16 protein-coding genes and 9 pseudogenes are annotated in these 25,686 nt (G+C 59.2%); 12 read left to right on the plus strand and 13 right to left on the minus strand.

The window, feature by feature from the left end; genetic code table 11:
• Positions 1-227 precede the first annotated feature (227 nt).
• The 3 genes and pseudogenes from ACVW1B_RS01710 to tnpB form a co-directional block, all read right to left on the minus strand.
• The gene (locus ACVW1B_RS01710) at positions 228-1,118 is read right to left on the minus strand and encodes a crotonase/enoyl-CoA hydratase family protein (RefSeq protein WP_253603593.1); all 891 of its coding nucleotides are present in this window, start codon (positions 1,116-1,118) and stop codon (positions 228-230) included.
• 965 nt (positions 1,119-2,083) lie between these two features.
• A pseudogene (locus tag ACVW1B_RS01715) lies at positions 2,084-2,713 on the minus strand (IS66 family transposase); the annotation flags it as partial.
• A 51-nt stretch (positions 2,714-2,764) separates the two neighbouring features.
• Entirely contained in the window at positions 2,765-3,103 is a 339-nt protein-coding gene (gene tnpB, locus ACVW1B_RS01720; protein WP_253603591.1) for an IS66 family insertion sequence element accessory protein TnpB, read from the minus strand.
• A 777-nt stretch (positions 3,104-3,880) separates the two neighbouring features.
• Here tnpB and ACVW1B_RS01725 point away from each other — a divergent pair.
• The 3 genes and pseudogenes from ACVW1B_RS01725 to ACVW1B_RS01735 form a co-directional block, all read left to right on the plus strand.
• Positions 3,881-3,986: pseudogene (locus ACVW1B_RS01725) on the plus strand (IS5/IS1182 family transposase); the annotation flags it as partial.
• Between the two features lie 279 nt (positions 3,987-4,265).
• On the plus strand, positions 4,266-4,667 hold the full coding sequence (locus ACVW1B_RS01730; protein ID WP_253603517.1) for a hypothetical protein: 402 nt from the start codon (positions 4,266-4,268) through the stop codon (positions 4,665-4,667).
• Positions 4,668-4,852: 185 nt separating this feature from the next.
• Positions 4,853-5,143 (plus strand): hypothetical protein, encoded by a 291-nt coding sequence (locus ACVW1B_RS01735; RefSeq protein ID WP_253603519.1) that lies wholly within the window; start codon positions 4,853-4,855, stop codon positions 5,141-5,143.
• 697 nt (positions 5,144-5,840) lie between these two features.
• On the opposite strand, the pseudogene ACVW1B_RS01740 reads toward ACVW1B_RS01735, so the two are convergent.
• Positions 5,841-7,173, minus strand: a pseudogene (locus tag ACVW1B_RS01740) (IS5 family transposase).
• 185 nt (positions 7,174-7,358) lie between these two features.
• Positions 7,359-8,122, minus strand: a protein-coding gene (locus ACVW1B_RS01745) for an IS5 family transposase (RefSeq protein ID WP_139481326.1) whose coding sequence is annotated in 2 segments (ribosomal slippage) — positions 7,359-7,784 and positions 7,787-8,122 — 762 coding nt in all. Because the reading frame shifts where the segments join, the coding sequence is not laid out codon by codon here.
• A gap of 1,084 nt (positions 8,123-9,206) precedes the next feature.
• On the opposite strand from ACVW1B_RS01745, the gene ACVW1B_RS01750 reads away from it, so the two are divergent.
• The 6 genes and pseudogenes from ACVW1B_RS01750 to ACVW1B_RS01775 all read left to right on the plus strand — a co-directional run bounded on the left by ACVW1B_RS01750 (position 9,207) and on the right by ACVW1B_RS01775 (position 16,144).
• On the plus strand, positions 9,207-9,980 hold the full coding sequence (locus tag ACVW1B_RS01750) for an SDR family oxidoreductase (protein ID WP_253603589.1): 774 nt from the start codon (positions 9,207-9,209) through the stop codon (positions 9,978-9,980).
• Between the two features lie 322 nt (positions 9,981-10,302).
• A pseudogene (locus tag ACVW1B_RS01755) lies at positions 10,303-10,864 on the plus strand (3-alpha,7-alpha,12-alpha-trihydroxy-5-beta-cholest-24-enoyl-CoA hydratase); the annotation flags it as partial.
• 98 nt (positions 10,865-10,962) lie between these two features.
• Positions 10,963-12,237, plus strand: a complete 1,275-nt coding sequence (locus ACVW1B_RS01760) for an IS256 family transposase (protein WP_253603587.1) — start codon at positions 10,963-10,965, stop codon at positions 12,235-12,237.
• A gap of 49 nt (positions 12,238-12,286) precedes the next feature.
• Entirely contained in the window at positions 12,287-12,583 is a 297-nt protein-coding gene (locus ACVW1B_RS01765) for a MaoC/PaaZ C-terminal domain-containing protein (RefSeq protein ID WP_375167107.1), read from the plus strand.
• A 1,399-nt stretch (positions 12,584-13,982) separates the two neighbouring features.
• Positions 13,983-14,843, plus strand: a complete 861-nt coding sequence (locus ACVW1B_RS01770; RefSeq protein WP_253603585.1) for an acyl-CoA thioesterase — start codon at positions 13,983-13,985, stop codon at positions 14,841-14,843.
• Positions 14,844-15,298: 455 nt separating this feature from the next.
• Entirely contained in the window at positions 15,299-16,144 is an 846-nt protein-coding gene (locus ACVW1B_RS01775) for an acyl-CoA thioesterase (protein ID WP_253603583.1), read from the plus strand.
• Positions 16,145-16,727: 583 nt separating this feature from the next.
• Here the strand turns inward: ACVW1B_RS01775 and ACVW1B_RS01780 are convergent.
• The 3 genes and pseudogenes from ACVW1B_RS01780 to ACVW1B_RS01790 all read right to left on the minus strand — a co-directional run.
• Positions 16,728-16,919: a DDE-type integrase/transposase/recombinase gene (locus ACVW1B_RS01780; protein ID WP_253603581.1), complete on the minus strand. Its 192-nt coding sequence runs from the start codon at positions 16,917-16,919 to the stop codon at positions 16,728-16,730.
• Positions 16,920-16,948: 29 nt separating this feature from the next.
• Positions 16,949-17,104, minus strand: a pseudogene (locus tag ACVW1B_RS01785) (IS3 family transposase); the annotation flags it as partial.
• Positions 17,105-17,337: 233 nt separating this feature from the next.
• Positions 17,338-18,044 (minus strand): annotated as a pseudogene (locus ACVW1B_RS01790) (IS630 family transposase); the annotation flags it as partial.
• A gap of 605 nt (positions 18,045-18,649) precedes the next feature.
• Here ACVW1B_RS01790 and ACVW1B_RS01795 point away from each other — a divergent pair.
• A complete protein-coding gene (locus ACVW1B_RS01795) occupies positions 18,650-21,052 on the plus strand; it encodes a CaiB/BaiF CoA transferase family protein (protein ID WP_253603579.1) in 2,403 nt (800 codons plus the stop codon).
• Positions 21,053-21,359: 307 nt separating this feature from the next.
• Here ACVW1B_RS01795 and ACVW1B_RS01800 read toward each other — a convergent pair whose 3' ends face one another.
• Positions 21,360-21,548 carry a hypothetical protein gene (locus ACVW1B_RS01800; protein ID WP_253603577.1) on the minus strand — a complete coding sequence of 63 codons (189 nt, stop codon included), beginning with the start codon at positions 21,546-21,548 and terminating at the stop codon, positions 21,360-21,362.
• 260 nt (positions 21,549-21,808) lie between these two features.
• Between ACVW1B_RS01800 and ACVW1B_RS01805 the strand changes: the two are divergent.
• A pseudogene (locus tag ACVW1B_RS01805) lies at positions 21,809-22,125 on the plus strand (IS5/IS1182 family transposase); the annotation flags it as partial.
• Here the strand turns inward: ACVW1B_RS01805 and ACVW1B_RS01810 are convergent.
• From ACVW1B_RS01810 to ACVW1B_RS01825, 4 genes and pseudogenes are all read right to left on the minus strand, one after another.
• A pseudogene (locus tag ACVW1B_RS01810) lies at positions 22,117-22,587 on the minus strand (transposase); the annotation flags it as partial. The pseudogenes ACVW1B_RS01805 and ACVW1B_RS01810 overlap by 9 nt on opposite strands.
• Positions 22,588-22,917: 330 nt before the next feature.
• Positions 22,918-23,325, minus strand: coding sequence for a transposase (locus ACVW1B_RS01815; protein ID WP_456821166.1), 408 nt, complete (start codon positions 23,323-23,325; stop codon positions 22,918-22,920).
• A 61-nt stretch (positions 23,326-23,386) separates the two neighbouring features.
• On the minus strand, positions 23,387-24,067 hold the full coding sequence (locus ACVW1B_RS01820; protein ID WP_375166991.1) for an IS110 family transposase: 681 nt from the start codon (positions 24,065-24,067) through the stop codon (positions 23,387-23,389).
• Between the two features lie 116 nt (positions 24,068-24,183).
• Positions 24,184-24,292, minus strand: a pseudogene (locus ACVW1B_RS01825) (IS630 family transposase); the annotation flags it as partial.
• Positions 24,293-24,755: 463 nt separating this feature from the next.
• Between ACVW1B_RS01825 and ACVW1B_RS01830 the strand changes: the two are divergent.
• Positions 24,756-25,670: a TauD/TfdA dioxygenase family protein gene (locus tag ACVW1B_RS01830; protein WP_253603574.1), complete on the plus strand. Its 915-nt coding sequence runs from the start codon at positions 24,756-24,758 to the stop codon at positions 25,668-25,670.
• The last annotated feature ends 16 nt before the right edge of the window (positions 25,671-25,686 follow it).

Raw genomic sequence — 25,686 nt, forward strand, 5'->3', positions numbered from 1 at the left:
GTTCCATCCGACGCCTCCCGGCTCTTGAAACCTACCCAGCTGTCAATCAATTCGGACGAGGTTCAGGGCTCGGCACTACGCGCGCTCTGATTCCTCACGGCATCACGCTCCAACAATGAGGTTGCGCTCCGCGTCACTGCACAGGGGATTGACTGACTTTCACCTCGTACACACCAGCCTCAAGGAGACACGGTATGGTTCCGGGCTTCGTATAAAGGGTTAAATGATTATTTATACTCCCGTTCCGTCCACCACGGAAAAAAATCCGGCATGTCGACGGACACTTTGTTCTTGAACACCGCAGGCCGTTTCTCCAGGAACGCCATCACGCCCTCCTTGGCGTCGACGGAACGTCCGCGCGTATAAAAGCTGCGGCTGTCTATCTTGTGGGCTTCCATGGGATCGTCAGCGCCGAGCATGCGCCACATCATCTGCCGGATCAGCGCATTCGACACCGGGGCCGCCTTCTCGACGATATCGCGCGCCAGAGTGCGAGCCGTCGGCAACAATTGATTAGGCGGTACGACTTTGCTGACTAGCCTTCCCGCAAGCGCCTCTAGCGCCGGAAAGATGCGGCCCGTGTAGCACCACTCGAGTGCTTGCGCGATCCCTACGATGCGGGGCAAGAACCAGCTTGAGGCTTCCTCCGGCACAATGCCACGCTGAGAGAATACAAAACCGAAGAGCGCGGCTTCAGACGCAATGCGGATGTCCATCGCGAGTTGCATGGTCACTCCCATGCCGACAGCCGGCCCGTTCACGGCGGCGATAATGGGCTTTAGGCATTTGAATATCCGCAATGTGAGGTGACCGCCGCTCTCGCTGACGCTCAGATCGCTGTAATCCACCCTGCCATTGGGCAGTCGTTTCACCTGGCCGATCTTCGCGTCGGTATCAAAAGTATCGGCTCCCCGCGAAAGATCGGCGCCGGCGCAAAATGCGCGGCCTTCGCCAGTTACGATGATGGCGCGGACGTCGTCATCCTTATCGGCGCGACCGAAGGCGTCGATCAATTCGCGTTCCATGAGGACAGTACAAGCATTGAGCTTTTCCGGCCGGTTCAAGGTGATGGTGAGGATCTGCTCGGCAACCTCATATTTAATGGTCTCGTAGGCCATGGTATTTCCTTCCTTGGGATCAGATCACGCGCTCATTGTCAGTTTCGGTGCTTCGACTAAACATTCCAGAATTATTTAGCGTCTCATGATTGACCGCGGGTACACGCATCCCACCCGATCAATGGTCGCTGATTCGACAATCAATCTTTCTCAAGTGCTTTGCGTGTCGGAGTTTTAGGATTCCTGTCATTTGGCAAATCAAACCCCAGCGCCCATCGATGCTAGAGACTCAGTAGTTACTGCTTTGTTCTGATGGTCAGCCAGCACCGGAAGTCACTGACGCTTCAACTGCCCTCCGCTAACCTGTAGAGCCGGAACGCTCGACTGAACCGGAAACGTGAGACCGAATAGATGTTTGTTTCGAAGGCTTCGGAGACTGCATTTTACGTGGCCTGCTAATCAAGTCCGCCCGTGGTTGTCTCCTTGCAAGCGTTGACGAATGCTTCTCCAGCGCGCAAGCTGTGCAGAAGCGAACGGAATGGGCGTGTGTTCCAGAACGGCTGCAGCACTTACCTAAAAGCAGTGAACAATGAACCTGCCAGTGCTGGTAGTATTCTCTCAAGTCAGAGCTACGCGCATGCCAGTAGGCGCGTCATCCATCTCGGAAAATTGAGCGCTTTTCCAGTACTGCGCAGACCGGCTGAGTTTGAGTAGGTCCGGCCTATCAATTGCAGCTCATTCGCCAAAGCGTTCGCGGTCGCACATTGACTTCAGGGTAAGCGGCAAAGAGACCCTGTTAGGCGGAGTGGGCGAGCAATCGGCTACCGGCTGCAGAGTTTGCGAGCCGATTTGAGCTTCTATATCTGCGTCTAATCCTGGACTAGGATGCGGACTCGTTGAGGCGCAGCCATAGCCCGACGCGAGTTGAACGAAGGCAAGGTAGTTGGCGGCGAGCCTGTCGTAGCGCTTTGCCAACCGGGTGTGGAAGAACGCGTGGTCTTACCGTACATTGTTTTGATCCTGTTGCCGATCCAGAAGGCGAGCGTGGAGCGGTTCAGCGCTATTCCGTGCGTCGGCAGGCATCTGCGCCTGGCGGTAGAGAGGCAAATGCCAATGATACTTGGCGTCGATCACATGCGCGACCAGTCGCTCGGTGGGCAATCCTCCTCTGATCAATCGCTCGGGAGCGGCGTACTGGAGGACGACGCCGTGACAGAGCGGCAGGCCAGTTTGGGTCGGCGGATGACGATGGCGCGATACTGCGCCGGTACGACGTCCAACCTCTGGCTCTCATCGTGACCAATCTCAAAAAGTCGCCTGCGCAGGACGGGCAGCAAATTGCAGTTGGCATCAGTGTTTCAACGATGCGTGGCAAATGCTCCGGCAACTGTCCGCGATTGGCGCTGCGCTCGGCAGCTCTCTTCTCGCATTTTTTGGGATTGGCACGATCGTCGGCTGCATCAAGAGCCGCGACGGCCTGATCGATATCCTCCAGAACAAGCTGTAGCTGATCAGCGTCAAGCTTTTCCAAGGATCGACCGAACTGCGCTCAAGCTTGAGCACCGCTCGAGCCTGGCGCAGCGATCCAGAAGAGCCGCGGTAAAGACACGCAACTCGGCTGGATCGCTCGGCAGCTCATCAGGCAAATTACTCATTAGCACGAGTCTGCCATGCTTCGCGCCTCGATGCAGCGAAGATTTGTATCTTTACGCAAGCGCTTTCGGCTGCAGGATTCGGTGCGCGTGCATCCGCGTCCAATCCATGCCGGCCAGAAGCAAGGACAGCTGCGCGGCATTCATCCACATTACGCCAGCCACGATGGGAGGCCATTTGAAGCCGCAACCATCGACCCGCTTCCAATACATCACAAGGCCGCTGCCATCCCATAGGACAATCTTCACCCGGTCGGCGCGCTTCGCACGGAACACCACCGCCACGCCCTTGATCGGGTCATGGCCCAGCGTCTCCTTCGCCAAAAGCGCCAAGCCCTCCGCTCCTTTTCTGAAGTCCCCAGGCTGCGTTCGCCACGCGAGCGGCATCAGCATGAACGGTCCGTCGAAGCGCCAAGAATACATCACTCAACACAGCAAGGCCAGGCGTATCCCGCATCTCAGGCGTATCCCGCATCTCCACTCGTGCCCCCTGGAGCTCAACCGTCACAACGGCTGCTTCCGGCGACCCGGCGTGCTCTGCGGCCGCCGGTAGCGCCGATTCCGACACAACCGGCACGAACGACAGCGTGTCCGCCGAAGCCGGCAGCATCAACTGGCCCAAACGCGCCCGGCGCCGCCAGTCGTGCACCTGCTGAGGCCGGCACCCATGGTCGACGGGCGACATATGTGACAATCGCCCCCGGCAAGGCTTTCGGCGGCAATCTGTGCCTTTAGATCGTCCGGCCAGCGCTTTCGACCTGAGCCTGCGTACACTTCGATACGCGGTGACAACGGTCAACAACGTCGGAATCATTACCTTCAGCCGCTTGCCGCAGATCCGATCCGAGGCCTTCCACAGCGCCACCAACGCATCCCTGATTGTGGCACCATAGGTCGGCCTTCGCTGCCGCCGGGCCTCGGCGAAATTGCGACATGACTGGCAAGCGCCCGAACCGCGTGCTTGCGATGCCAGCCGGTCACCGCGCAAAGCTCGTCGAGAATGCGCCCCTTATCTGCGCGCCCTGCTGATCGATAGCGCGCTGCCACCGCCGCCGTGAGCTCGTGCCGTGCACCCATGCTGATCTGTCCTGCCATTGGCGAAACCTATCCGATTCGGTATCGTCGCCCCAATCCTGACGGTCAGTTCTCCGATAACATTCTTGATGAGGCGATGCGATCAGAGAGCTTGCCATGAAGAAGGACGCGTGGACCAATATCCCGCCGAAAAGCAATCGCAGCGATCTGCTTCAGCCCCTATCTCTACCGTGCTCGCGACTAGGAACGCCGGCGGGTCGGGTTTATTCGGCGGTGCGCCGTGAAGGGCCGATCCGGACGTTCAATGACTGGCACGATCCGCCGCCGGGGTTTTGCGAGGTCGACGTGGTGGCCCATGGCGGCACATCTGTAGCTGGCTCGTTCATTCAGACCGTGACGATGGTCGACGTCGCGACTGGTTGGACCGAGTGCATGCCGTTGGTGTGACGCAGCGAGGGCGGAGCGCGCACAGAGCCTGTTTCCCTGGCTCATTCGCGGCGCCGACAATGACAGCGCGTTCATGAACGACGTGGTAAGTGCCCTGGTGTCGCGCGCAAAGATCGAGGTGACACGCTCGCGCGCCTACAATGAAGATGATCAGGCTTTCGTCGAGCAGAAGAACGGCGCGGTCGTTCGACGACTCGTGGGTTACGGTCGCTTCGGTGGTGTCGAGACGACGCGCGTGCTTGAACGTTTGTATGCTGCATCTCGGCTGCACACCAACTTCTTCCAACCGTCCTTCAAGCTGAAGGACAAGCGACGCGAGGGCGCGAAGGTGATCAAGCGCTATCATGTTCCAGCCACGCCCTATAAACGAGCACTGGCGCATCCGAGGCTGAGCAAGGTCATCAAACGGCGTCTTCGAGAGCTTTATCGCACGCTCGATCCCGTGGCTCTGCTGGCCGAGATGAGAGACGCCTAGGCTGAGCTCGGCACGCGCGTCGACGCCCGATCGGGCAGGCTCGCGGCAGCAACAAGCCCACCGGCGCCGACAACGACCGCAGCAGCGTTCGCGAAGGGGTTCGGCAATGACGTGCATCTAGGGGAGCAGCGCATCATCCATCGGCGCATGCGCAAGCCATACAAAAGCGCATGAGAATGCCATCAATGCTCGATCCGCACCTCACCAATATCGAGCGCTGGCTGGCGGCCGAGCCTCGTCTGACCGCGCTGGCAATTCTCTGTCGCCTCGCTGAACAATGCCCCGAACAGTTCGGCCCGGCGCAGCACACCATCGTGCAGCGCTTGTTGCGATCCCTCAGACGCAAAGCAACCGAGACGATCGTCCCGCGCACGGCTGAGGGTGCGGCAACGGCCGGTGATTCCGGGACTGGAGCCGCCGCTGGTGTGATGGGCACTCCGCCACGTCCCCAGTCCCTCCGATCCTGCGAGCAATGATGCAACCTCGGACCGGCCGACAGTCGGGGCTACATCCGTCAAGCGAAAGTTGGGGGCCAATTTGAACGCCGGTTGACAGGCAGGGCGCGGTGGGGAATCCTCGTGTTATCAGCCGGCATTGCCGAGGCTCGCTCCCTAGACCGAGGCCAGCCCCAAGAGGAAACCACGGTCATGCGGTAGCCAACCCGCGCATGAGAGGTTGATCAACCGTCATCTTTGGTCTTACCTACTACCGTGGACACCTTCAAAGTCCAGCGCTCGTAATTAATCCAGCCCAGGTGCCGAGTATTGTGGTGCATCTGGCGCCGCTCGCCACCTATGAATGCCTTATCGGTGCCGCCGAGTTCAAAGATTGCGCATGAGCATGGCCGCCTCGAACTGAGGCTGCCCGCAATCAGCATTTCGCCGACAGTCCGATAAGGAAGATTGGCGGGCGCTTCCTCGCTATTAGCACGAACTCGCTGAACAGGGACGCCAGTCGGAAAACCTCGACGGCTTCAAGCTCGAGGCCGTGCCGATGATGTCCAAGGCGCGGGGGACCGCGCTCGCCGGCGGCGACGGCTTGTCGGATAAGGGAACAATCTGATGTTTGGCCGGACCGGCGTCCGGATGAGTCATTTGGCAGCAGCCCTCAGGGCTGGCCCTGGTCGAGGACGGATAGTGCGTCGTTCGTGAAGAACTGGCGCCGGCGCCCGGCTTAAGCGGTGTTTCGAGCCGGGACGGTCTCGAAGAAGGCTCGGATGATGACACGCAAGAGCTCTGCGAGCCATCGCAGCAGCAGGCCGAAGTTATAGCCGGCAGCGGCGAGAACAGCGTTGATGCGGTCGCCGAGGCGTCCCTTGAGATAATTTCTGTCCATGCGGTGCTCGGCCTTGACGTGGCCGATGACGGGCTCGACAGCCGCGCGACGCTTCATCTCGCGACGGATGGAAGCTGTGACGCGGCGGACCTGACCCGAGATCCAGACCCTGAACCGATGCGGGTGGTTGTGACCGCGATATCCTTTGTCGACGTGGATACCGCGAGCCTCCACCCCGGTGAGCTTCTCCATGTCGGCGATTACGGGACCGAGCGTGTGCCCATCGAAGGGATTGCCATGCAGCGCCTTGGCATGGAGCACGAACTGGCCGCCCTTCGGAGACGTCACAGGGGTGGCGATGCTGACCTTGCAGCCGAACTCGTAGGGCGCGCGGGCTTTACCCTTGCCGATGCACTCAATCTCCGGAGCATGTAACGCATAGACCTTCGGACCGCGCTGATGCTGATCCTGGCTGCGCACCTGCTGCGCTAAACCGAGCAAGGCCGAAGCGAGCTTCCAGCACCGTATCGCCATCAATCTTGCGGCGGATGTCGCGGATGATCCGGCCAAGCCGTGTCCGCAGGAACTTGAGCTGCCGCCGGGCGCGTTTGAACTGGTGGGCGTGGGTATAGCGGCCGGTCATGATGGCGGCGCGCTTGGCCAGGCGCAGATAGCTCTGGCGTAGCGGCACACGGTTGCGCTTGGCGAGCCCGACCAGCTTGATGATTGCTCGATGCAGGAGCCGCGCGTCGGTCGGATGCGCAACCGCCTTGGGCTGCACCGTGGTATCGACCACCACGCGCTTCAGGTCCTTCGGGCCGAGGGCGCCTGTCTTGTGCGCCACCGACAGACTTTCCTGGATTAGCGCAACGAACTGCTCCTCGCCGAGCCGCTGCCGCCAGCGCGTCATCGACGATCGATCGAACGGCAGACGGTGGCGGAAGCTCAGCTCGCCGCAGAAGTATTGGTAATAGGGCTTCTCGATCCAGCGAGCGCACAGCACCTCATCTGACAGGTTGTGCATGTGCTTCAAAATGAACAGGCCGGCGACTAGCCGCGTCGGCAAGCCCGGCTGTCCCGACCCTGCTTGGCACACCGAACTGAAGCGCTCATTCAGGATGTTCCAGTCGATCAGCGCTGCCAACCGCACCAGCGGATGACCCATGTCGATGATCTGATCAAGCGCCGGAAGCAACAGGTCTTTCTGGCGATCATCCCGCGGCTTGCTCATCGCATTCCCCAATGTCGACGACGCTGTCAGGGAATCACGAATCACCCAAAAGCAAAACCTAAAACGCAAGAAAGCGAGGTCCAATACCCCGCTTTCCTGCAAAATCGAATACTACATCAAGACCAATTCTGCTTATTTCTCAAGTCAATCCGCATTCTTCACGGACGACTAGGTGGTGTGGACATTTATCGCATCCATAAGACGATGGCTGCGAGAGTAACGACGGCCAGGTAATTTCGGGCGGTCTTTTCGAAGCGGGTTGCGACGCGGCGGAACTGCTTGAGTTTTGAGAAGCAGCATTCGACGAGATGACGCTGGGCATAGAGATGCTTGTCCAGCGGATATTTGAGCGCACGTGACGGGTTGTTGGGGATGACGGCGAGCGCGCCTTTGGCAGCGATCGCCTGGCGCAAGTGATCGGCGTCATAAGCCGTATCCGCCATGACGACCTGGGCAGGTAATCCCTCGATCAATTCGGCGGCTTGCGGTACGTCGCTCTTCTGACCTGCGGTGAGCTTGAACCGTACGGGACATCCCAGGCCGCGAACGGCCATATGTATCTTGGTGCTCAGGCCACCGCGCGAGCGACCGATCGCCTGATCTTCAGACCCCCTTTTTTCGCCCCAGCGGCGTGCTGGTGCGCCCGGACGATGGTGGAGTCGACGATCAGATACTCGAAGTCCGGATCACCGGACATCGCTTCGAATATGCGCCACCAGACCCCCTTGATGCTCCATCGACTGAAGCGCCGAAACACGCTGTTCCAGTCTCCAAACACCTCCGGAAGATCACGCCAGGGAGAGCCAGTGCGCACGATCCAAAGTACGCCCTCCACAAACATCCGGTTGTCCCGTCCGGTCGAACCCTTCTGGTCAGGCCGGCCGATGATCAGCGGCGCCATCCGCTCCCATGTCGCGTCGCTCAATACCAAGCGGTCCATCACACCCAAGGCGGCCTCCCCAAAAGCAGCCTTGAATCTGATTTGCGCCTAAAAGGGAATCCTTAGAGTCCACACCACCTAGTGCGTCCTTTTCACCCGGACCCGCGACCTTGTTCAGTCGAGTCGTGCGTCTACGAGGACGCCAGCGGATAGCGGCGCGTGTGAAATCACCGTTCGCTCGGACCTGCCGATCGAGGATAAGATCGCAGCTCAGGATTCGGTTCCGTTCTGCAATAGCGCTCGTGGATCACCTCGTTGATCTTGCCAAGGAGCAATATCTTGCCAAGGAGCAACACTTCGTGCTTGCGCGCCGAGCAGTCCCACGACCCAGCTATCGCAAAAGCGCTTCTGCATAGCCAATACAACATTCCTCCCCAGAGTGGGTAGTTGTCTCGATCCTTACAATCATTAATTTGCCGTAGGCTATAATCAGCGCATCAGGGCAGGAGACAGGGTAAAGAAAGGGCACTTAATCCATTGCACGTCTCCTACGTTCTTCGACTATATGATGAACGGCGCCGCCGAAAACGAAATCATCAAGCTCTCGAACACGAAGTCTCGATCATGCTGGCCTGACCGAAAATGTGTGCACCGCATCGTCCTACGTGGGCACCCGCCGTCCGCCACCGTGCGATTGAGAGACCCGTTCCGACGATCGATCTCCCCGTGATGATGGCGCGCTTGCTCAACGGTCGACTCCGTCACACGCATGCTGGACCGGCAGGCCAAGGTCTCGGAAATCGCCGCCGGGGCGTCGCCGGCTCCAGTTCGGCAGCGCTTCCTGGGGCCTATCCTGGCTACGATTGGCGCAGCGCGATCTCTCGGGCGGCAAGCGACGGACGCCACAAAACGTGCCCGGGAAACGGGGCTCGAGTCTCGGGAGATCTCAGAACGGACACTTGCAAGCCGCCGCCACGCAGGCTGGTTCGGTCAGCTCAGATTCTGTCTTTTACCTTCGATGCGCATCATCCAAAGATCCAGCGGCTTTGGTGTGGAAGCTTCTAATCCTTCCCGAGGAGCAGAACTTCACAACGGGGGTGTGCAACTTAAAGTAGCTGATTCCGCCGAACCTAATGTAACTTGGAGTAGCATCATGTTTGTTTCCCTCTCCCTTGCTGGCCGCCGAGCCATCGTCTCCGCAGCGACGTCCGGCATCGGGCGCGTTATTGCCGAGACGTTGGCGGGAACGGGGGCTCGGGTGGAAGTGTGCGGCGTGGATGAGGCGAAGATTGCAGAAATGAGACGATGTCATCCCGCGATTGGCGCGGTCTCTTGTGATCTTGCCCATGCGGCCGATACGGAGCAGTTCTTCGCCGGTGCGGTCGAGCGGCTCGGGGGGCTCGACATTCTCATCAACAATGCGGGTATTGCAGGTCCCATCGGACTCGCCGAATCCATGTCACTAGAGGCATGGAACCGCACGCTGGCGGTCAACCTGACGAGCCACTTCCTGCTCGCCCGTCTAGCCGCCCCTCTTATGCGGAAGGCGGGCGGCGGGGCGATCGTCAACATCTCCTCGACCGCAGGGCTAGAAGGAAACGCGCGGCGTTCGCCCTACAATGCCTCGAAATGGGGTGTCATCGGCCTCACCAAAAGCCTCGCGAAGGAGTTGGGCCCCTCCAAGATCCGCGTCAACGTCATCTGCCCCGGCTTCGTCGAGGGCGATCGTATGGAGCGCGTGATCGCCGAGACAGCGGCGCAGAAGGCAGTCAAGTCGGAAGAGGTCCGCGCCCGTTTGCTCGCGGCATCGTCTATGGGCACGTCGGTGCGACCGAACGACATCGCCGCCATGATCCTCTTCCTTGTGTCGGATGTTGGCATGCGGCTGTCAGGTCATGTCTTCGTGGTGGACGCCGACTCGATGTGAGGCGTCGCCCGAGTTAAATCTTAATATCACAGGCCTCAGTGGGCACTCGGGCGCTTAATGTGCGTCAATGGCGCTGGCGCGACCTTTGCTTGAGGCGCAACTACTCCGATTGTGGATCAAGTCCGCGTAGATCTGTAAGCAGGTGTGCTCCTTCTCTTGAACTAGTGTGCCGGTTCTTACCGTCAAACTCGTGCGTAAAGTCGCGCCACGTTTGGCATTTGGAGCTTAACATGGTGCCATGATCGAGCAAAGCTATAGGAGCAAACATATAGACATCGGACTTAGTCCCAATAATCCGGCTATAGCGGCAATGAAAGACGCGATGTCAATTGACTATCCAACGGTGCTCAAGCTCAAAACCGAAGCCGTTCCTTATTCGTGGAGTAATCGCGAGGTAATGCTATATGCGCTTGGCATCGGGATGGGGGCCGATCCTCTGAACGAAAGAGAGCTGCAATTTGTCAACGAGGCATTTGCAAAACCCAAGCCGCTGAAGGTGGTTCGGACCTTTGCTTCGGTCTATGTATGGGGGGCGCGACCTGGAGTCATCAATCTCAACCGCGTCATGCTCGTTGATGGCGAGCGCGACATCACGTTTCACAAACCGATGCCTGTCGCTGCCAGCGTTACCGCGGACACGCGTGTACGACAAGGGCAAAGCGAAAGGCGCGATAATTCAGAACGAAATCGTCGTCAAGGATTGCGACGGTGATAAGATCGCCACGATACTTTCTTCTCTCTTTGCAAGAGGCGATGGTGGTTTTGGTGGACCATCGAAAGGAATGCCCGAGCTGCACCGGATGCCCCGCCGAACGCCTGACAGCTCAGTCGATATTCCGGTCCAGTCCGACCAAGCGCTAATCTACCGTTTGTCGGGTGATCGGGGGATGTCCCGGGTTCTGTTGAATTTCTGAAGAGGTCGGCGTTGCCCACCTTGAGCCGGTAGGCTCGGGGTGCTGATTCCACAAAGGAGAGCAACGCCATGACGAGAGATATCACACCGGCTGGTTGGCCGGCGATCGGGGCTGTGGACGACGCGTTTGCGGAAGTGCGAGCGAGCTTCGATCGGTTCTGCCTTGCGGCAGGGATCGAGGCGCTCGGCACGATGATGGAGGCGGATGTCACGGCGGCCTGCGGGCCGCGCCACGGTCGCGACGCGGCGCGGCGGGCGCACCGTTGGGGCCGAACGCGGGGACGAATCGGTTTCCACGGCGGCAAGATCGAGGTCGAGCGTCCGCGGGTCCGGGGCGTGGACGGCCGCGAGGTCACGATCCCGAGCTGGGAAACGGCGGCGCAGGAGGATTGGCTCGGTCGCTGGGCGATGAACCTGATGCTGATCAATGTGTCGACGCGCCGGTTCGGCCGCGCTGTCCGGCTGCCCGAGGGTGACGTGCCGGCACCGCCCGGATCGGGGGTTTCGAAGTCGGCGGCCTCGCGGAGGTTCGTAGCGCTGTCGGCGGCGCGGCTGGCCGACTTCATGGCTACCGATCTGTCCGCGCTCGACCTTCTGGTGGTCCAAATCGACGGGCTGCATCTCGGCGACGATCTCGTGCTGGTCGCCGCGATCGGGGTTGACGGCGAAGGCAACAAGCATCCGCTGGCTCTGGTGGAAGGGGCGACCGAGAATGCCGCAACGGTTCAGGCCCTGCTGGACAACCTGGTCTCGCGCGGGCTCGCCCCGACGGTGCCAAGGCTGTTCATCGCCGACGGCGCGAAAGCGTTGTCGAAGGCGATCCGCCGCACCTTCGGTTCGGCCGCTGCGATCCAGCGCTGCCAGATCCACAAGGCGCGCAACATCATGGAACGCCTGCCGAAACAGCATCATGCGGCCACCCGTCGAGTGCTGCGCCAGGCCTGGGAGCTCGATGACGCCGACAAGGCTGAAAAATTGATCCGCAATCTCGCGCGTCGACTCGACCAGCAATGGCCCGGCGTCGCGGCCAGCATCCTCGAAGGCCTCGACGAAATCCTGACTGTCGTCCGGTTGAAGCTGCCGAAGGAACTTCGTCGATCGCTCGCCTGTACCAACATCGCCGAGAACATGATGGGCACCATTCGCCGCGTCACGCGCAACGTCAAACGCTGGCGGGATGCCGGTATGGCCTTGCGATGGGTCGCGGCCGGCATGATCGAGGCCAACAAGGGCTTTCGACGATTGAAGGCGCATAAGCAATTGTCGGTTCTGCGTGCGGCCCTTCAAGCTCACTACGATCGCATGACGATCAAGCCCGTTGCCCACGTCACGAGGGCCGCGTAACATTCATTCCGGCAGCGTCGGCCCGACGTAGTTCAACACCGATCGGGACATCCCCGGTGATCGAAATCCGTTGCATAGCGATCCGGAATTCGCTCGTCGCGCCGGTTTCTCCAAACCCATACTCCACGGCATGTGCACCTATGGACTGACCTGCAGGGCCGTGTTGCAGACGTATGCTGACTACGATCCTCTGCCTACCGTCGTCATCGCGCCCGCTTTTCTGCTCCGGTCTTCCCTGGTGAGACCATTACGGTCGATCTCTGGAAGGACGGCAGTTCGATTTCGTTCGAAGGTTCACCAGCGCAAAGTTACTGTCGCCAAAAACGGACAGAGCGTGCTAAGCTGAAGCTTCTCCATGTCCGCTCCGCCCGAACAACCTTATAGTGGCAAGATGGCATCATCATGTAGAACTTCCGTGGAACGATGCCGTGACCAACTGAGTGCACATTTTCCGGGACAATACCGGTGTGGTGTCGATGGCTCATCCGACCGATTAGGCGCTTTCGACGTTTAAGGCCATGCGTTGCTTTTTGGAGGTCGGTTTGTCGAATTTGGCCGTGCTGCTCGAGCGCCGCACCCTCAAGAGTGCCCGATCTCGCTGATGGAGGATACTGCCTCAAATCTAAATCTGCCATTAAACGCTAGGTTTATCGTCGATCTTGCAGTGATAGGCCCTTGGTACGAAACAGAAGGGGGCTTCGAAGAGCCCGAAGAAGTAGAATAATCCTGCAAATCAACCGCCTCTTGCAGGTGAGTTCCTTATTCATGGGACGACCGACAGGCGACAACGGACGGGCGAAGCAATTCGCTGAAGATCGTTCGATTCTCGGAGTGGGTTCTGTGGATCGTGCGCAAGGAACAGTTGAACTCCTTGGCCGCATGGAAATGACCCGAAGACGCAAACCACGTGGTTTGTGCCGCGCCGAATACCTGAGTGCCAAACAACTCATTGAACCGGCTCTCGACGCAATCTTTCTGGCGGATTCCTATGGTTATAGACCCGGCAAATCGGCTCTTGATGCCGTAGGCGTCACGCGCAAGCGTTGCTGGAAGTACGACTTGTCAGTGTCGGACTCCGGACATAAATGCTTTCTATCTATCACATGCTGACGATAGGTGCGTTTGCACTAACAACTTGATCTCGGACCCGGTCAAACCAGCAAGGGGATGTCACGGAACCGGAGGCTCGAACTCTACAGCAAAAGTCGATGGCCATTGCCAAACGACAGTCCGGTCGGCCAGCGTCTTGCGAACGCTACGTTGCGCAGGACGGGGCGATGTCAATTCGCAGCACCGGACTCACCAAATGATCCTGCAACGCGACATGTTGCGCGCAAACTGCGCGGCACAAGGATCACGAACGCGTGTGGTCTCGTGCTCAGCAGCGTCTGGTTTGGCGCGACCTGAAGCAGGAGGATTGGTATCGCATCGAGCAAGGCTCGCATAGCATTCGTATGGCACGCTAGTTGCTGAGGATAAAGGATCGTCACGAAATGACGATTGGAGTCCCGAGCAAGGAGTCAGCTGAGGATTCGTTTTCGTGCAAGACACAGCAGCATTGTTGAGTGCCGTCCACCAACTGGAGCTTGGCTGCGACCGCAGCGGCGAAAGATCGACGAAACAAAGACTCAAAGGGGCGATATCGCCATTCCGGGCCCGCTAAGGCTAATCCCGGAATATCGAAACGTTCGGGTTCGTGACTGTGCCATACCCAGGAATGAGGCCGAAAAACCAGAAGCACGTCAATGTCCAAAAGCTTGATCGATCTACTCGCCATCCTTGACCTCGAAACTATCGAAGTGAACCTGTTTCGCGGCAACAGCCCGAATACCAGTTCGCTACGTGTATTCGGCGGCCAAGTGATCGGGCAGGCGATGGTCGCGGCATCTCGAACAGTGGAAGGCCGGCTGCCGCATTCGCTGCATGGCTGTTTTATCCAGCCCAGCAACCCACAGGTGCCGATCATCTACCAAGTCGAACGGTTACGCGACGGCAAGAGCTATTCGACACGGCGAGTCAGCGCGATCCAGCATGGCAATGCGATCTTCTCCGTCATGGTGTCGTTCCATGCCGAGGAAGAGGGCGCCCTCGACCACCAGGACAAGATGACCCATGTGCCACCGCCGGAAAAACTCACGATGGAGGCGTTATCCAAGCACCCAGAGTTTCCCAAGATGCCGGAAATCATCCACCGCTATTACGAATCCGATCGGCCGATCGAGTTGCGCCCGGTCGAGGTCGGCCGATATGTTGGTCAGAGAATCGATGACGGCCGCATCCACATCTGGATCAAGACCGCTGCGAAGTTGCCCAATGATCCGGCGCTGCATATGTGCGCGCTGGCCTATGCGTCGGATTTCTCGTTGCTCGATGTGGTGATGGCACGCTATGGCGGCACGCTGTTCGACGGGCGCATGATATCGGCAAGCCTCGATCATGCAATGTGGTTTCACCGCCCGTTCCGCGCCGACGAATGGCTGCTTTACGCGCACGATTCGCCGAGCGCACAGCGTGGCCGTGGTTTTACGCGGGGAATGATCTTCAAATCCGACGGCACGCTGGTGGCATCCGTCGCCCAGGAGGGCTCTGTGCGCGAGCGACGTTGACCCTTCATGTGAGCACAAGTGCGATGACACTGAAGAACCCGCCGTCGCCAAATGTTGGGGGCGATACCATTGTCCTTTCATGTGCGGCTCAGCAGCGTCTGGTTTGGCGCGACCTGAAGCAGGAGGATTGGTATCGCATCGAGCAAGGCTCGCATAGCATTCGTATGGCACGCTAGTTGCTGAGGATAAAGGATCGTCACGAAATGACGATTGGAGTCCCGAGCAAGGAGTCAGCTGAGGATTCGTTTTCGTGCAAGACACAGCAGCATTGTTGAGTGCCGTCCACCAACTGGAGCTTGGCTGCGACCGCAGCGGCGAAAGATCGACGAAACAAAGACTCAAAGGGGCGATATCGCCATTCCGGGCCCGCTAAGGCTAATCCCGGAATATCGAAACGTTCGGGTTCGTGACTGTGCCATACCCAGGAATGAGGCCGAAAAACCAGAAGCACGTCAATGTCCAAAAGCTTGATCGATCTACTCGCCATCCTTGACCTCGAAACTATCGAAGTGAACCTGTTTCGCGGCAACAGCCCGAATACCAGTTCGCTACGTGTATTCGGCGGCCAAGTGATCGGGCAGGCGATGGTCGCGGCATCTCGAACAGTGGAAGGCCGGCTGCCGCATTCGCTGCATGGCTGTTTTATCCAGCCTGGCAACCCACAGGTGCCGATCATCTACCAAGTCGAACGGCTACGCGACGGCAAGAGCTATTCGACACGGCGAGTCAGCGCGATCCAGCATGGCAATGCGATCTTCTCCGTCATGGTGTCGTTCCATGCCGAGGAAGAGGGCGCCCTCGACCACCAGGACAAGATGACCCATGTGCCACCGCCGGAAAAACTCACGATGGAGGTGCCCAAGCCGCCGACGTCCTTCGAAACGCCGGAATTCATCCGTTGCTACTATGCGATCGAGTTGCGCCCGGTCGAGGTCGGCCGATATGTTGGTCAGAGAATCGACGACGGCCGCATTCACATCTGGATCAAGATCGCTGCGAAGCTGCCCAATGATCCGGCGCTGCATATGTGCGCGCTGGCCTATGCCTCCGATTGCTCTCTGCTGGATGCGGTAACGGCACGCTATGGCCACCCGCCGTTCGACAAGAAGATCATGACCGCAAGCCTCGATCATGCAATGTGGTTTCACCGCCCGTTCCGCGCCGACGAATGGCTGCTTTACGCGCACGATTCGCCGAGCGCACAGCGTGGCCGTGGTTTTACGCGGGGAATGATCTTCAAATCCGACGGCACGCTGGTGGCATCCGTCGCCCAGGAGGGCTCTGTGCGCGAGCGACATTGACCCTTCATGTGAGCACAAACGTCTCTCGCGATCGCGTCCACATTGAATTGCGCTCGCGGTGGCCGAAGCGTGAGGACGAGCCACGATGTAAATCCGTGCCGTCGCGGGAGGGAGCCTCTCGCGTCTGCAAACATTTCAACCGAGCTGTGGTGTCAATATTCGTCAGTCCCTAGCAAACTCGCATCGGTTGTCAGGGACAGGTGCCTGCCGCTAGAGGCGGCAGAGCGGGTTGATGGGTTAGGGCGGCGATGCGGGGCTGCAGCGCAGCAGCCCCGCATCGCGGTAAATTTGCTTCGAACTCGGCGGGCGGCTGTAAGCCCGGGCCGAGTGCAGTCGCTGGCGATTGTACACCTCCTCGATGAAGGCGATCGCATTTCTGGCATGCTGCGCATCTCGGTAGGCTGGGCCGTTGACCTCCTCTTGCTTGAGGGTCTTTGAAGCTCTCCGCTTTGGCATTGTCGTAGGGATTGCCGACCCGGCTCATGCTGGGAGTAATGTAGTGCTGCTGGAGGAGCTCGGTGTAGTCGCTGCAGGCGTATTGGATGCCGCGGTCGGAGTGGTGGATCAGGCTACCGGGCCTCGGTTAGCGCGCCGCCAGCGCCATCGAGAGCGCGGCGACCGCCAGACGCGCCTCCGGGTGCGTCTCCAAGGCCCAGCCGACCACGCGTCGACTGAAGGCATCGAGCACAATGGCGAGATAGGCGGACTCCTCCTGCAGACGGATGTAGGTGATGTCCACCCCATCAGGCACCATGCCGCGGGCCAGGTTCGACATCACCCGCCACGGGTGGCGCGAGTCCGTTGTCACGGGCACAAACGGCCGCTGCCGCAGGACAGCAGATTATCTTCTCGCACCGGCCGCAGCACGCGTTTGTGGTTCACCGCAAAGCCCTCACGGCGCAATTGCGCGGAGATCCGGCGATAGCCGTAATGCCTATAAGCAAGCGCCAGCCGCTGGATCGCGTCCCGCATGCTCGTCGCTTCGGCGCGGTGCTGCCCAATGCCGGTAATAGCCGGCCCGGCTAACCGGCTAACGCTAGCCGGCACGCACATCCATTCGATCGTCGGCTCGCCTTGCCGCAGGGGAGATCGTCATCGCTTGGATGACCGCGTAGAACCCGTCACGCCAGGTCCGCTGCTCGGCCGGCGTGCTTCCTTGACCCGCCGGAAGGCTTGCCGGAAAAAAATCCTTGGCGCTTGTAGCATTTGCCAATGATAAACCCCAAAGCGACATCGAGTGCAGCAAACGACTTGGTCGTACCATGCCACGTAGCTGTGCGTACGACGTTCCGGTACACCGGGCATCATTGGCAAGACCGGTTGCTCGCGATCGAGAGCCTGAATCCGGCTTTTCTCATCGATGCTGAGAACAAGCGCCTGGTTCGGTGGGATAGGTAAAGGCCTACGATATCGCGCACCTTATCGACGAACAGCGGATCGCTCGACAGCTTGAGGCTTTCGCTACGGTGCGGCTGCAAGCCGAACACCGTCCACATCTGGCGGATCGTGATGTGAGAAAAGCCAGTTTCCGCAGCCATCGAGCGGATCGACCAGTGCGTCGCGTCGGGTGGCGTCGTACGCAATGTCCGCTCGATTACCTCAGCAACCTGATCGTTGTTGATGGTTCGAGGGCGGCCAGGGCAAGCTTCGTCAAGCAGACCATCACAATGATCCTTCAAGAATCGGCGGCGCCACTTACCAAGGGTGTGTCATGGATGCGGAGTTCGGCAGCCACAGACTTGCTTGGCAAGCCATCTGCAAACCGCAAGATCGCACGGCACCGCTCAGATAGCGACCGAGCTACACGATGACGACGAACTTGCCCCTCAAAATATGCTCGCTCTCGCGGACTCAGCACCAACGGCTCGATCAGCCGCCCTCTACCACCTGCATTCGCCACAAGCGCTCTCCTCTACAGAGAATCGAGCCCATCACTAATGTGACAAGCTTACGTTCCAGATGACTGGCTTCTATTGTCCAAAGTCCCGTTCTGCCCGATCGCCCGACCTCATCCCGACCTGACGCTCAATCCTCCACAGGGATTACCATTGCCTCCGATCGATCATCGCGCTACGGGTCAATTAATGGTGCGGCGCAGCCGAATAGGATGGACTGCATGCACCGGCGTTCCTGCTGCGGACGATGCTTGCGCCCGCTGGTCTCTCTGATTTGGTAGCTGTTGACCAAGTAACCAATGATCTAGTTTATCTGAACAGGCCGCCGAAAACAGTTGCTCGCCAGATTTCTCTAGTCCAGTGCGGTCCGACGTCGCCAAGCGGCGCCCGCGCGCTAACTTACCCGTGCGTTCGCGGCGTATTCTCGGGGGAGATCAGCACTGAGAGTCAAATGCAACACTGAGAGTCAAATGCAACAGTGTCGACCTTAACTGCGGTCTGAGACTTGCGGAAGTGATCGCACAGCGGCCGATACCCATGACGAGAACTGTTCGGGACTAGTTGAGTGTCGGCGCAAGGACAGCCACTGATTAGAAGAATGGAGTCTTCGATGGGAGTTTTTTCGCATCTGCGGGTCGTCGAGATCGGTAGCTCGGCCGCAACCAGCTATTGCGCGCGCCTGTTCGCCGATTTTGGCGCCGACGTTCAGAAAGTCGAGCCACCAACTGGAGATCCACTTCGGCGCAGCGCGCCACTTACGCCCGGTGATCAGAGTGCCTGGTTCGCGTTCCTAAACTTCAACAAATCAAGCATCGTCATAGACGGCGACGGAGCCGATGCGGTCCGACGGCTGACGGCACTGATCGAGACGTGCGACATTCTGGTCGATGGACGGGACGTTGATCCTGCCGATTGCCCGTCCGTTGATATTAGTGCAATCCGGCAACGGCACTCCGGATTGGTCTACCTCGAAGCGAGTTGGTTTGGCCGCTCGGGGCCCTATGCGGGATTCGCTGCGACCGATTCGACGATCCGCGCGCTCGCTGGCCTCATCAAGCTAGCTGGTCCGGTCGAGGGCCCACCATCGTACTCACCGGATTTCCAGACGGGCATTATTGCCGGACTATGGGGCTTCATCGCCACAGCCGCTTCGGTGGTTGCGCGAGCGCGGGTAGGACGGTCGTGGTCACTCAGCATATTTGAAGCCTGCCTCGCGCTCAGCGAGTATCTCATGTTCGAGGCGTTTCAGCACGGCGACGTGATGCGGCGGATTGGGATTAACCGCTTCTGGCCGAACTTCCCCATCGGCATTTATCCAACCAAGAAAGGTTGGCTCGGCGTTACTACCGTCGCGCCGGCACAATGGCGCGCCTTCTGCGATATGCTCGACCTGCTCGAATTGCGTGATGATCCAGCTTTGATCCTCAACGAAGATCGTTTGCAACACATGGAGCGGATCGAGCGACAGTTTATCCCGAGGCTGAAGACGCGGACGGCGCAGCAGTGGTTTGCAGAAGGGCTAAAGCGCAAGATCCCAATCGTCCCGGTACCCGAAATATCCGATCTGCTCCAGGATGCGGAAAAGAAGGAGCGTGGCGCAATCGTGCCCGTCCTGCTTGGCGAAGAAGTGGGCTTGACGGCAGGATCCATGCAGCGGTTGACATTGACGCCGCCGCACCGGGGCGGAAGGGTACCGGCTCCTGGCGAGCAGCAGGCTTTCGCAAACAGCCGAAGACGCCAGACTGGCGCTGCGTCGGCGTCGTCTTGCAGTGTCGATGCCGGCGGGTTGCCATTACAAGGAATTCGCGTCATCGATTTCTCGATGGGATGGGCGGGTCCGCTGTGCACTCGCATGCTCGCTGATCTCGGTGCCGAGGTCATCAAGGTCGAGGCGATCCAGTACCCAGATTGGTGGCGCGGCCTTAACCGGCCCGCTGGTTTCGTGGCCGGCCGGATGTACGAGAAAGCGATACGCTTCTGCATGATGAACCGCAACAAGTATGGCATCACACTCGACTTGAAACGCACGCAAGGTCTAGATCTTGCCAAACGACTTTTGGCGGAAGCCGATATTGTTGTCGACAACTATTCGGTCGATGTGTTGCCGAAGCTTGGCCTCGGCTACGATGTGCTCAGGACGATTAATCCTCGACTCATCATGATGTCAATGTCAGCCTTTGGCACGAACAGCGTGCATCGCAATTGCCGGGCCTACGGCTCGACCCTAGAACAGGCCTCAGGGTTGCCGAGCGTGGTCGGAAACCCCGGCCAGACACCTGTGATGAGCCACATCGCATTTGGGGACGCCGTGGGCGGATTGAACGGCTGCGCAGCAGTTTTGGTCGCGCTGATTCATGCCCGCGCTACCGGGCAGGGGCAGTTCATTGACCTGGCGCAGATCGAATGCATGATGCCGTTTGCTGCGCCGTGGATCGTTGTCAATTCGATCTGCAGTACGCCGCCAGTTAGATACGGTAATCGACATCCGCAGTTCGTGCCGCACGGCTGCTTCCGCTGTGCGGGTGAGGACAACTGGATCCTGGTTGCCGTGACCGACGAGGACATGTGGCAGAGGCTCGCCGTCCTCATCGGGCGGCCGGACTGGGCTGCGAACGAATCGCTGAAATTTGCTAACGGGCGCCGCGACGTAGAGGACGAGATCGAAAGTGGCATCGAAGCCTGGACGCTTACCCGCGATGCGGATGAGGCGATGTCCGAGTTGCAGGCCGCGGGGGTTGCAGGTGGCGTAGCCCGCCTGCCAATTGACCTGCTCAATGATCGCCATCTCAGGTCGCGAGCGTTTCTGCAGGAAGTAGAACGCGCTTTCGTTGGCTTGCATCCGCAGCCCTCGATGCCAATCCGCGAGGGCGCCGAATCTTATGCGCTCCGCACACCGGCGCCGACGTTGGGACAACATAACGGACAGATCCTGTCAGGGGTTCTCGGGCTTTCTGACGCCGAGATTGCGCATTTGGGGAGGGAGGACATCATCGGAATGGCGATGATCTCGTAGGTGGAGCCCGCAAAAGGGAGAAGCCTTCGTCAGACTGACCAGCCAAGCAAAATCTAACAAACACTACGTGTTTAGTCGCGGCATTTGCTGGAGCGAGTCAAGTCTGAATCGTTCTGACTAGGAAGTCCAGCATTTGCAGAATATTCGTAGAGTTGAGACCCGTTAGCGTCGTCTGCCGCCGAGCGTGGTGGTAAGCTGTGGCGAAGTCAGCAAGCTAAGTTTGGGCTGATCGTGTCGATCCTCGTAGCCTTGGACAGTCGCTTCGTTGATCGTGCCGTTCGTGCACCAACTTGGCCATTGGTCTAGCTTAGAGGAAGGCGGAGGCTGCTGTCGTTCCCGTCTTCTTGACCAGCTGCACGAGAGCGAAATTGCCGGTGCGATCGATTGCAACGTAGAGATAGAGCTTGCCTTCTGAGGTGTGGAACTTATGAAAACAGCCAATCGCATAAGCGCTTGAACTTTTCTTCGATTGCTTGTCGCCTTCGATATCGGACAATCGGCTGACACCGCGTGCGGTGAAGACACCGAATAGGGGTGACCGCGCAAATGGGCATGGTACAGAGGCAAACGTCGTTGAAGCAGCCTATATCGTCGCCCGTGAACTACCTCTAAGCAATTCAGCGGGAGTCTGTTTTGGGAATTGGGAGCGTTTGAGATCATAGGGATTTGAGGCTTTGATCGCTGCAAACCTTGCAAATTCGTTCCGTGGATTCCCTTTCGCTTTGAGCCATGCTTCTGTGGAGCATCGGAAGGACGATGCGAAAGAAGCACAAGGCGACGAGATCGAACGATCTGTTCCGGGCACAGCTGGACCAGATCATCAACACGAGCTGGTTCTGCTTGCCGACAAGATCGATTGGCACTGGATCGACGGGGAGAGCGCCCCTCTCTACAGAGCGGCAGGTTAGGGATCGAGACCCGCTTCATGATCGGGCTATTGTTGCTCAAGCACGTTACGGGCTGTTCGATGAGGGGGGAAGTATGTGAGCGCCGGGTCCACGACCGGTACTTGCAGTTCTTCACAGGCGAAGAGTTTTTCCCAGCTCGCTTTCCCGCACGAGCGCTCGGATATAGGCGCGGAAGCATTCGCCTTGATCGGTCCGTCGAACAGGCAGGGGGGCCGCGAGGCGATCGTAACGCAGTGCGCCGAGGAAGGTCATCGTGCGCCAGTGGCCATGTGGTGCGAAGGGCGAGCTCCTATCGGTGCCCATCCGCGCAGCGGAGCCATGTTGGTCTTGATCCAGGTCTCATCGATGAAGACCAGACGCTGTGGATCAAGGCCGGCCTGCCACGATCGCCAACGCCGCCGCCGCCGGGCCACATCAACGCGGCCTCGTTCAAGAGCGAACAGCGTTTTTTGAACCGCAGCCCTCGCGGCGCATGAACAGCCACACCGCAATGTGCGACACGGCGACGCCACATGCCGCTAGTTCGTCCTTCAGCGCGTGCAGCGTCAAATGCGGGGTCTGCCTGATCCGCTCCTTAATGAAGTCGCCATGCGGATCCAACACAAACTTGCGCTGCCTGCCCATCCTCATATGGGGATTTGTGAGTCAAGCCTCTTCGAGAAGTCCGGGTTGGGGGTTGACGGCAAGAGGGTGGCGCGCGGAGCCATGCGTAGCGCAGCGCGACGACCGGGCAACGAACAGGGATTGGCTTCCGAAGATTGCTGCAGTTCACTGCATCACCTCATATCCGGTCGGATTGTTTGATCCGTACCCACCTTCCGCATGCTTGCGGCGAGGAAGCTTAGCGAGGATGAGACCCATCTACGAAACGGCGGTTGAAGCCCTAGGATGGCACGGTCATCATCCATCCCGCACGGAGCGCGGCGGAGCCGCGGCGCGTGGTGGACGTGGTTGGTTTTATCCTTGATCATTGCCTGCTCGGGAACGAGGCCGGTGGTGAGGTAGCGCCACAATGCCACGATCAGCTTGCGCGCCAGCGCGACGATGGCGATGCGTTTGGCGCGCTTGCCGGCGTCGGCGGTGCGGGTGCGAAACCAGCGACTGAGCGCGCTGTCGCCCTGGTGGCGAAGCCAGAGCCAGGCCAGGTTCGATCGCCTTGTGGCGGGCGCGCTGATTGCCGGCCTTGCTGATGCCTTGCTCGCGATCGGTGCCGCCGCTCTTCCAGGGACTGGGCGTCAAGCCGCAATAGCTGGCGACCTCGCGGCGGTTGCGGAAGTCCTTGTTGAACAGCTCGTTCACCAGCGTTGCCGTGAACGCCGGGCCGAGCGCCTTGAGCCGCTGCAATTGATCCCGTCGCTCGACCATCGGCGTCGGAACCGCCGGAGAAGTGTCCGCAGCCCGGGTCTGCTCCAGCGCCGCGAGTTGCTCACACACCAGCATCAGCCGGGCGTGCTCGCGCTTGATCTCGGCCAGAAGATGTGGCGGCAGCGCCTCGCCCTTCCAGTCGCGCTGCCGCTCGCCAGGCCAGCCAGTCGCGCCGCCGCGGATTGCCGACCGCCATCCCCCGAAGACGCAGCAACGCCTTGATCCGGTTGCTGTGGGCGGTCTGCTCGGTGACCAGCCGGTCGCGTTCGCGGCTGGCGCGCCGGGCATCCTCCGCTTCCACGCGCGGCACCCGCACGATCCGGACCACCCGCGGCTCACCCCGCAAATAGGTCATCAGGGTGCGCAGCAATAGCTCGCCGTCGATCCGGTCCGTCTTTGCTCGCCGTGCCCGCTGCTCCACCGCAATGCTCGCGGGGTCGAACAGGAAGTTCAAAATCCCGGCCGCCTCCAGCAGCCGGTGCAGCCAAAAGCCGTCATAGCCGGCTTCATAGCAGCTCACCACACGCGGCACCGATCCGAGCTTCTCCGCCACCCGGGCGCGGCTCCGTTCGATCAAAGCCAGCAGTTCGGCGTGATCGCCTCCTTGCAGCTTGTGGCGCGACATCCGATCCCAGCCCGGGCTGTGCAGCGTCACAAGCCACGTCTTCTGACTGAGTTCGATCGCAACAAAAATTGTACCACAATGGCTGGCGGTGGGCGTGCCTGTGGTCGATGCTTGCATCTGACTTCTCCGATGGTTCGAGTGTACAAACCCAAACCTATCGGAAAGGCCACGCTCACCGCCCCATGGAATCTATCTGGCTTGACAGAACCGGTCGCCCGATAACACTGCGATCACTTCACCACCGAGGAGACGGCAACGCCAAAACGCCGAGCGGCAACTCTCACCCTTCGATACCGCCGCGACAACCCGCTTCCGCAGATCGTTGGAAAGGGGTCTGACCATCGATGCTGGCCTCCAATCCAGCCAGCATCTTGAATCATATTCGCTGCTGAACCGGAATCACTCCAGATTCAGTAAATTCGTGAACCGCTCTAGTGTTCTCGACTCTCTTGACCATTTAGCATTTTTTGGCGAGCTGCTTCGTCGCGTAGCCGTGCAAAAAACCTGTCCAATAGCGCATCTTCGATTGACAAGAATGCACCGTCAAAGACACCGGCCGAGGCCACGCATCGAACGCAATTATCAGGAACTCAAGCAGGAGGTCGGGCTTAGTAGTTCCAATAGTCGATGGGCCGGTCGTTGAGTACGGCGTACCGGAGGTGCATACGATACGTTGGAATAGACGTTATGTTGCAACAGCACAACTTACTTAATTCGGTAGTTGAACCGTTTGATGTCCATTATTTACGATTGGCACGGTGATTGCTGGGGATGGCCCGGTAAACTTAAACTTGGAGTTCTCGCCATGATCAATAATGTCATTCCCCGTGCCGACATCGTTAAACGGGCAGCACGCATCGGCGCCGAAGTCAGGAACATCAGGCTGTCGGGCGATCTGCCCGACAGAACGATCGCTGCAATCAATAGCCTGCTACTCGAGCGCAAGGTCATTTTCTTCAGGAACCAGAGTCACCTCGACGACGCCGAGCAGGAGTGCTTTGCCCGTCGTTTGGGAAACCTTGTGCGGCATCCGACGATGCCCGTCATCGAAGGAACGGCATCGGTCCTAGAGTTTGATTCAGCTCGTGGCGCTCACCGGGCCGACATGTGGCACACCGATACAACGTACGTCGATGCATATCCCAAGATCATGGTGTTGCGCGGAGTTGTGATCCCATCATCGGGCGGCGATACGGTCTGGTCAAACACCGCGACCGCCTATCTTGACCTGCCTGTGCCGCTACAACGACTTGCTGACGAGCTCTGGGCCGTTCACAGCAACGACTACGACTACTTCGAAATGCTCCGGCCAAGCGAGGCCGACAAGAGATATCGCGACGAGGTCTACACCACAAAGGTTTATGAGACTGAGCATCCCGTCGTACGGGTACACCCGGAGACCGGCGAGCGGACGCTGGTGCTCGGCTATTTGGTGCGGCGCTTTGTTGATATCCCAAGGTATGACGCCCAAAAGCTGATCGATGTGTTCCAGTCACATATTATCGCGCCGGAAAATACAGTTCGCTGGAATTGGAAGGAGGGCGATGTCGCGATCTGGGACAATCGCGCGACGCAACACTATGCCGCCAACGATTACGGCGACCAGCATCGCGTCGTTCGTCGAGCTGCAATCAATGGCGACGTGCCAGTCAGCGTTGATGGCCGGTACAGCACGACGCGAATTAAGCCAACTAAGCAGCTTTCTGAGAAGGCGGTATAACGTCGGGCTAGTGCAG

This window comes from Bradyrhizobium sp. USDA 4502 (assembly GCF_054063355.1).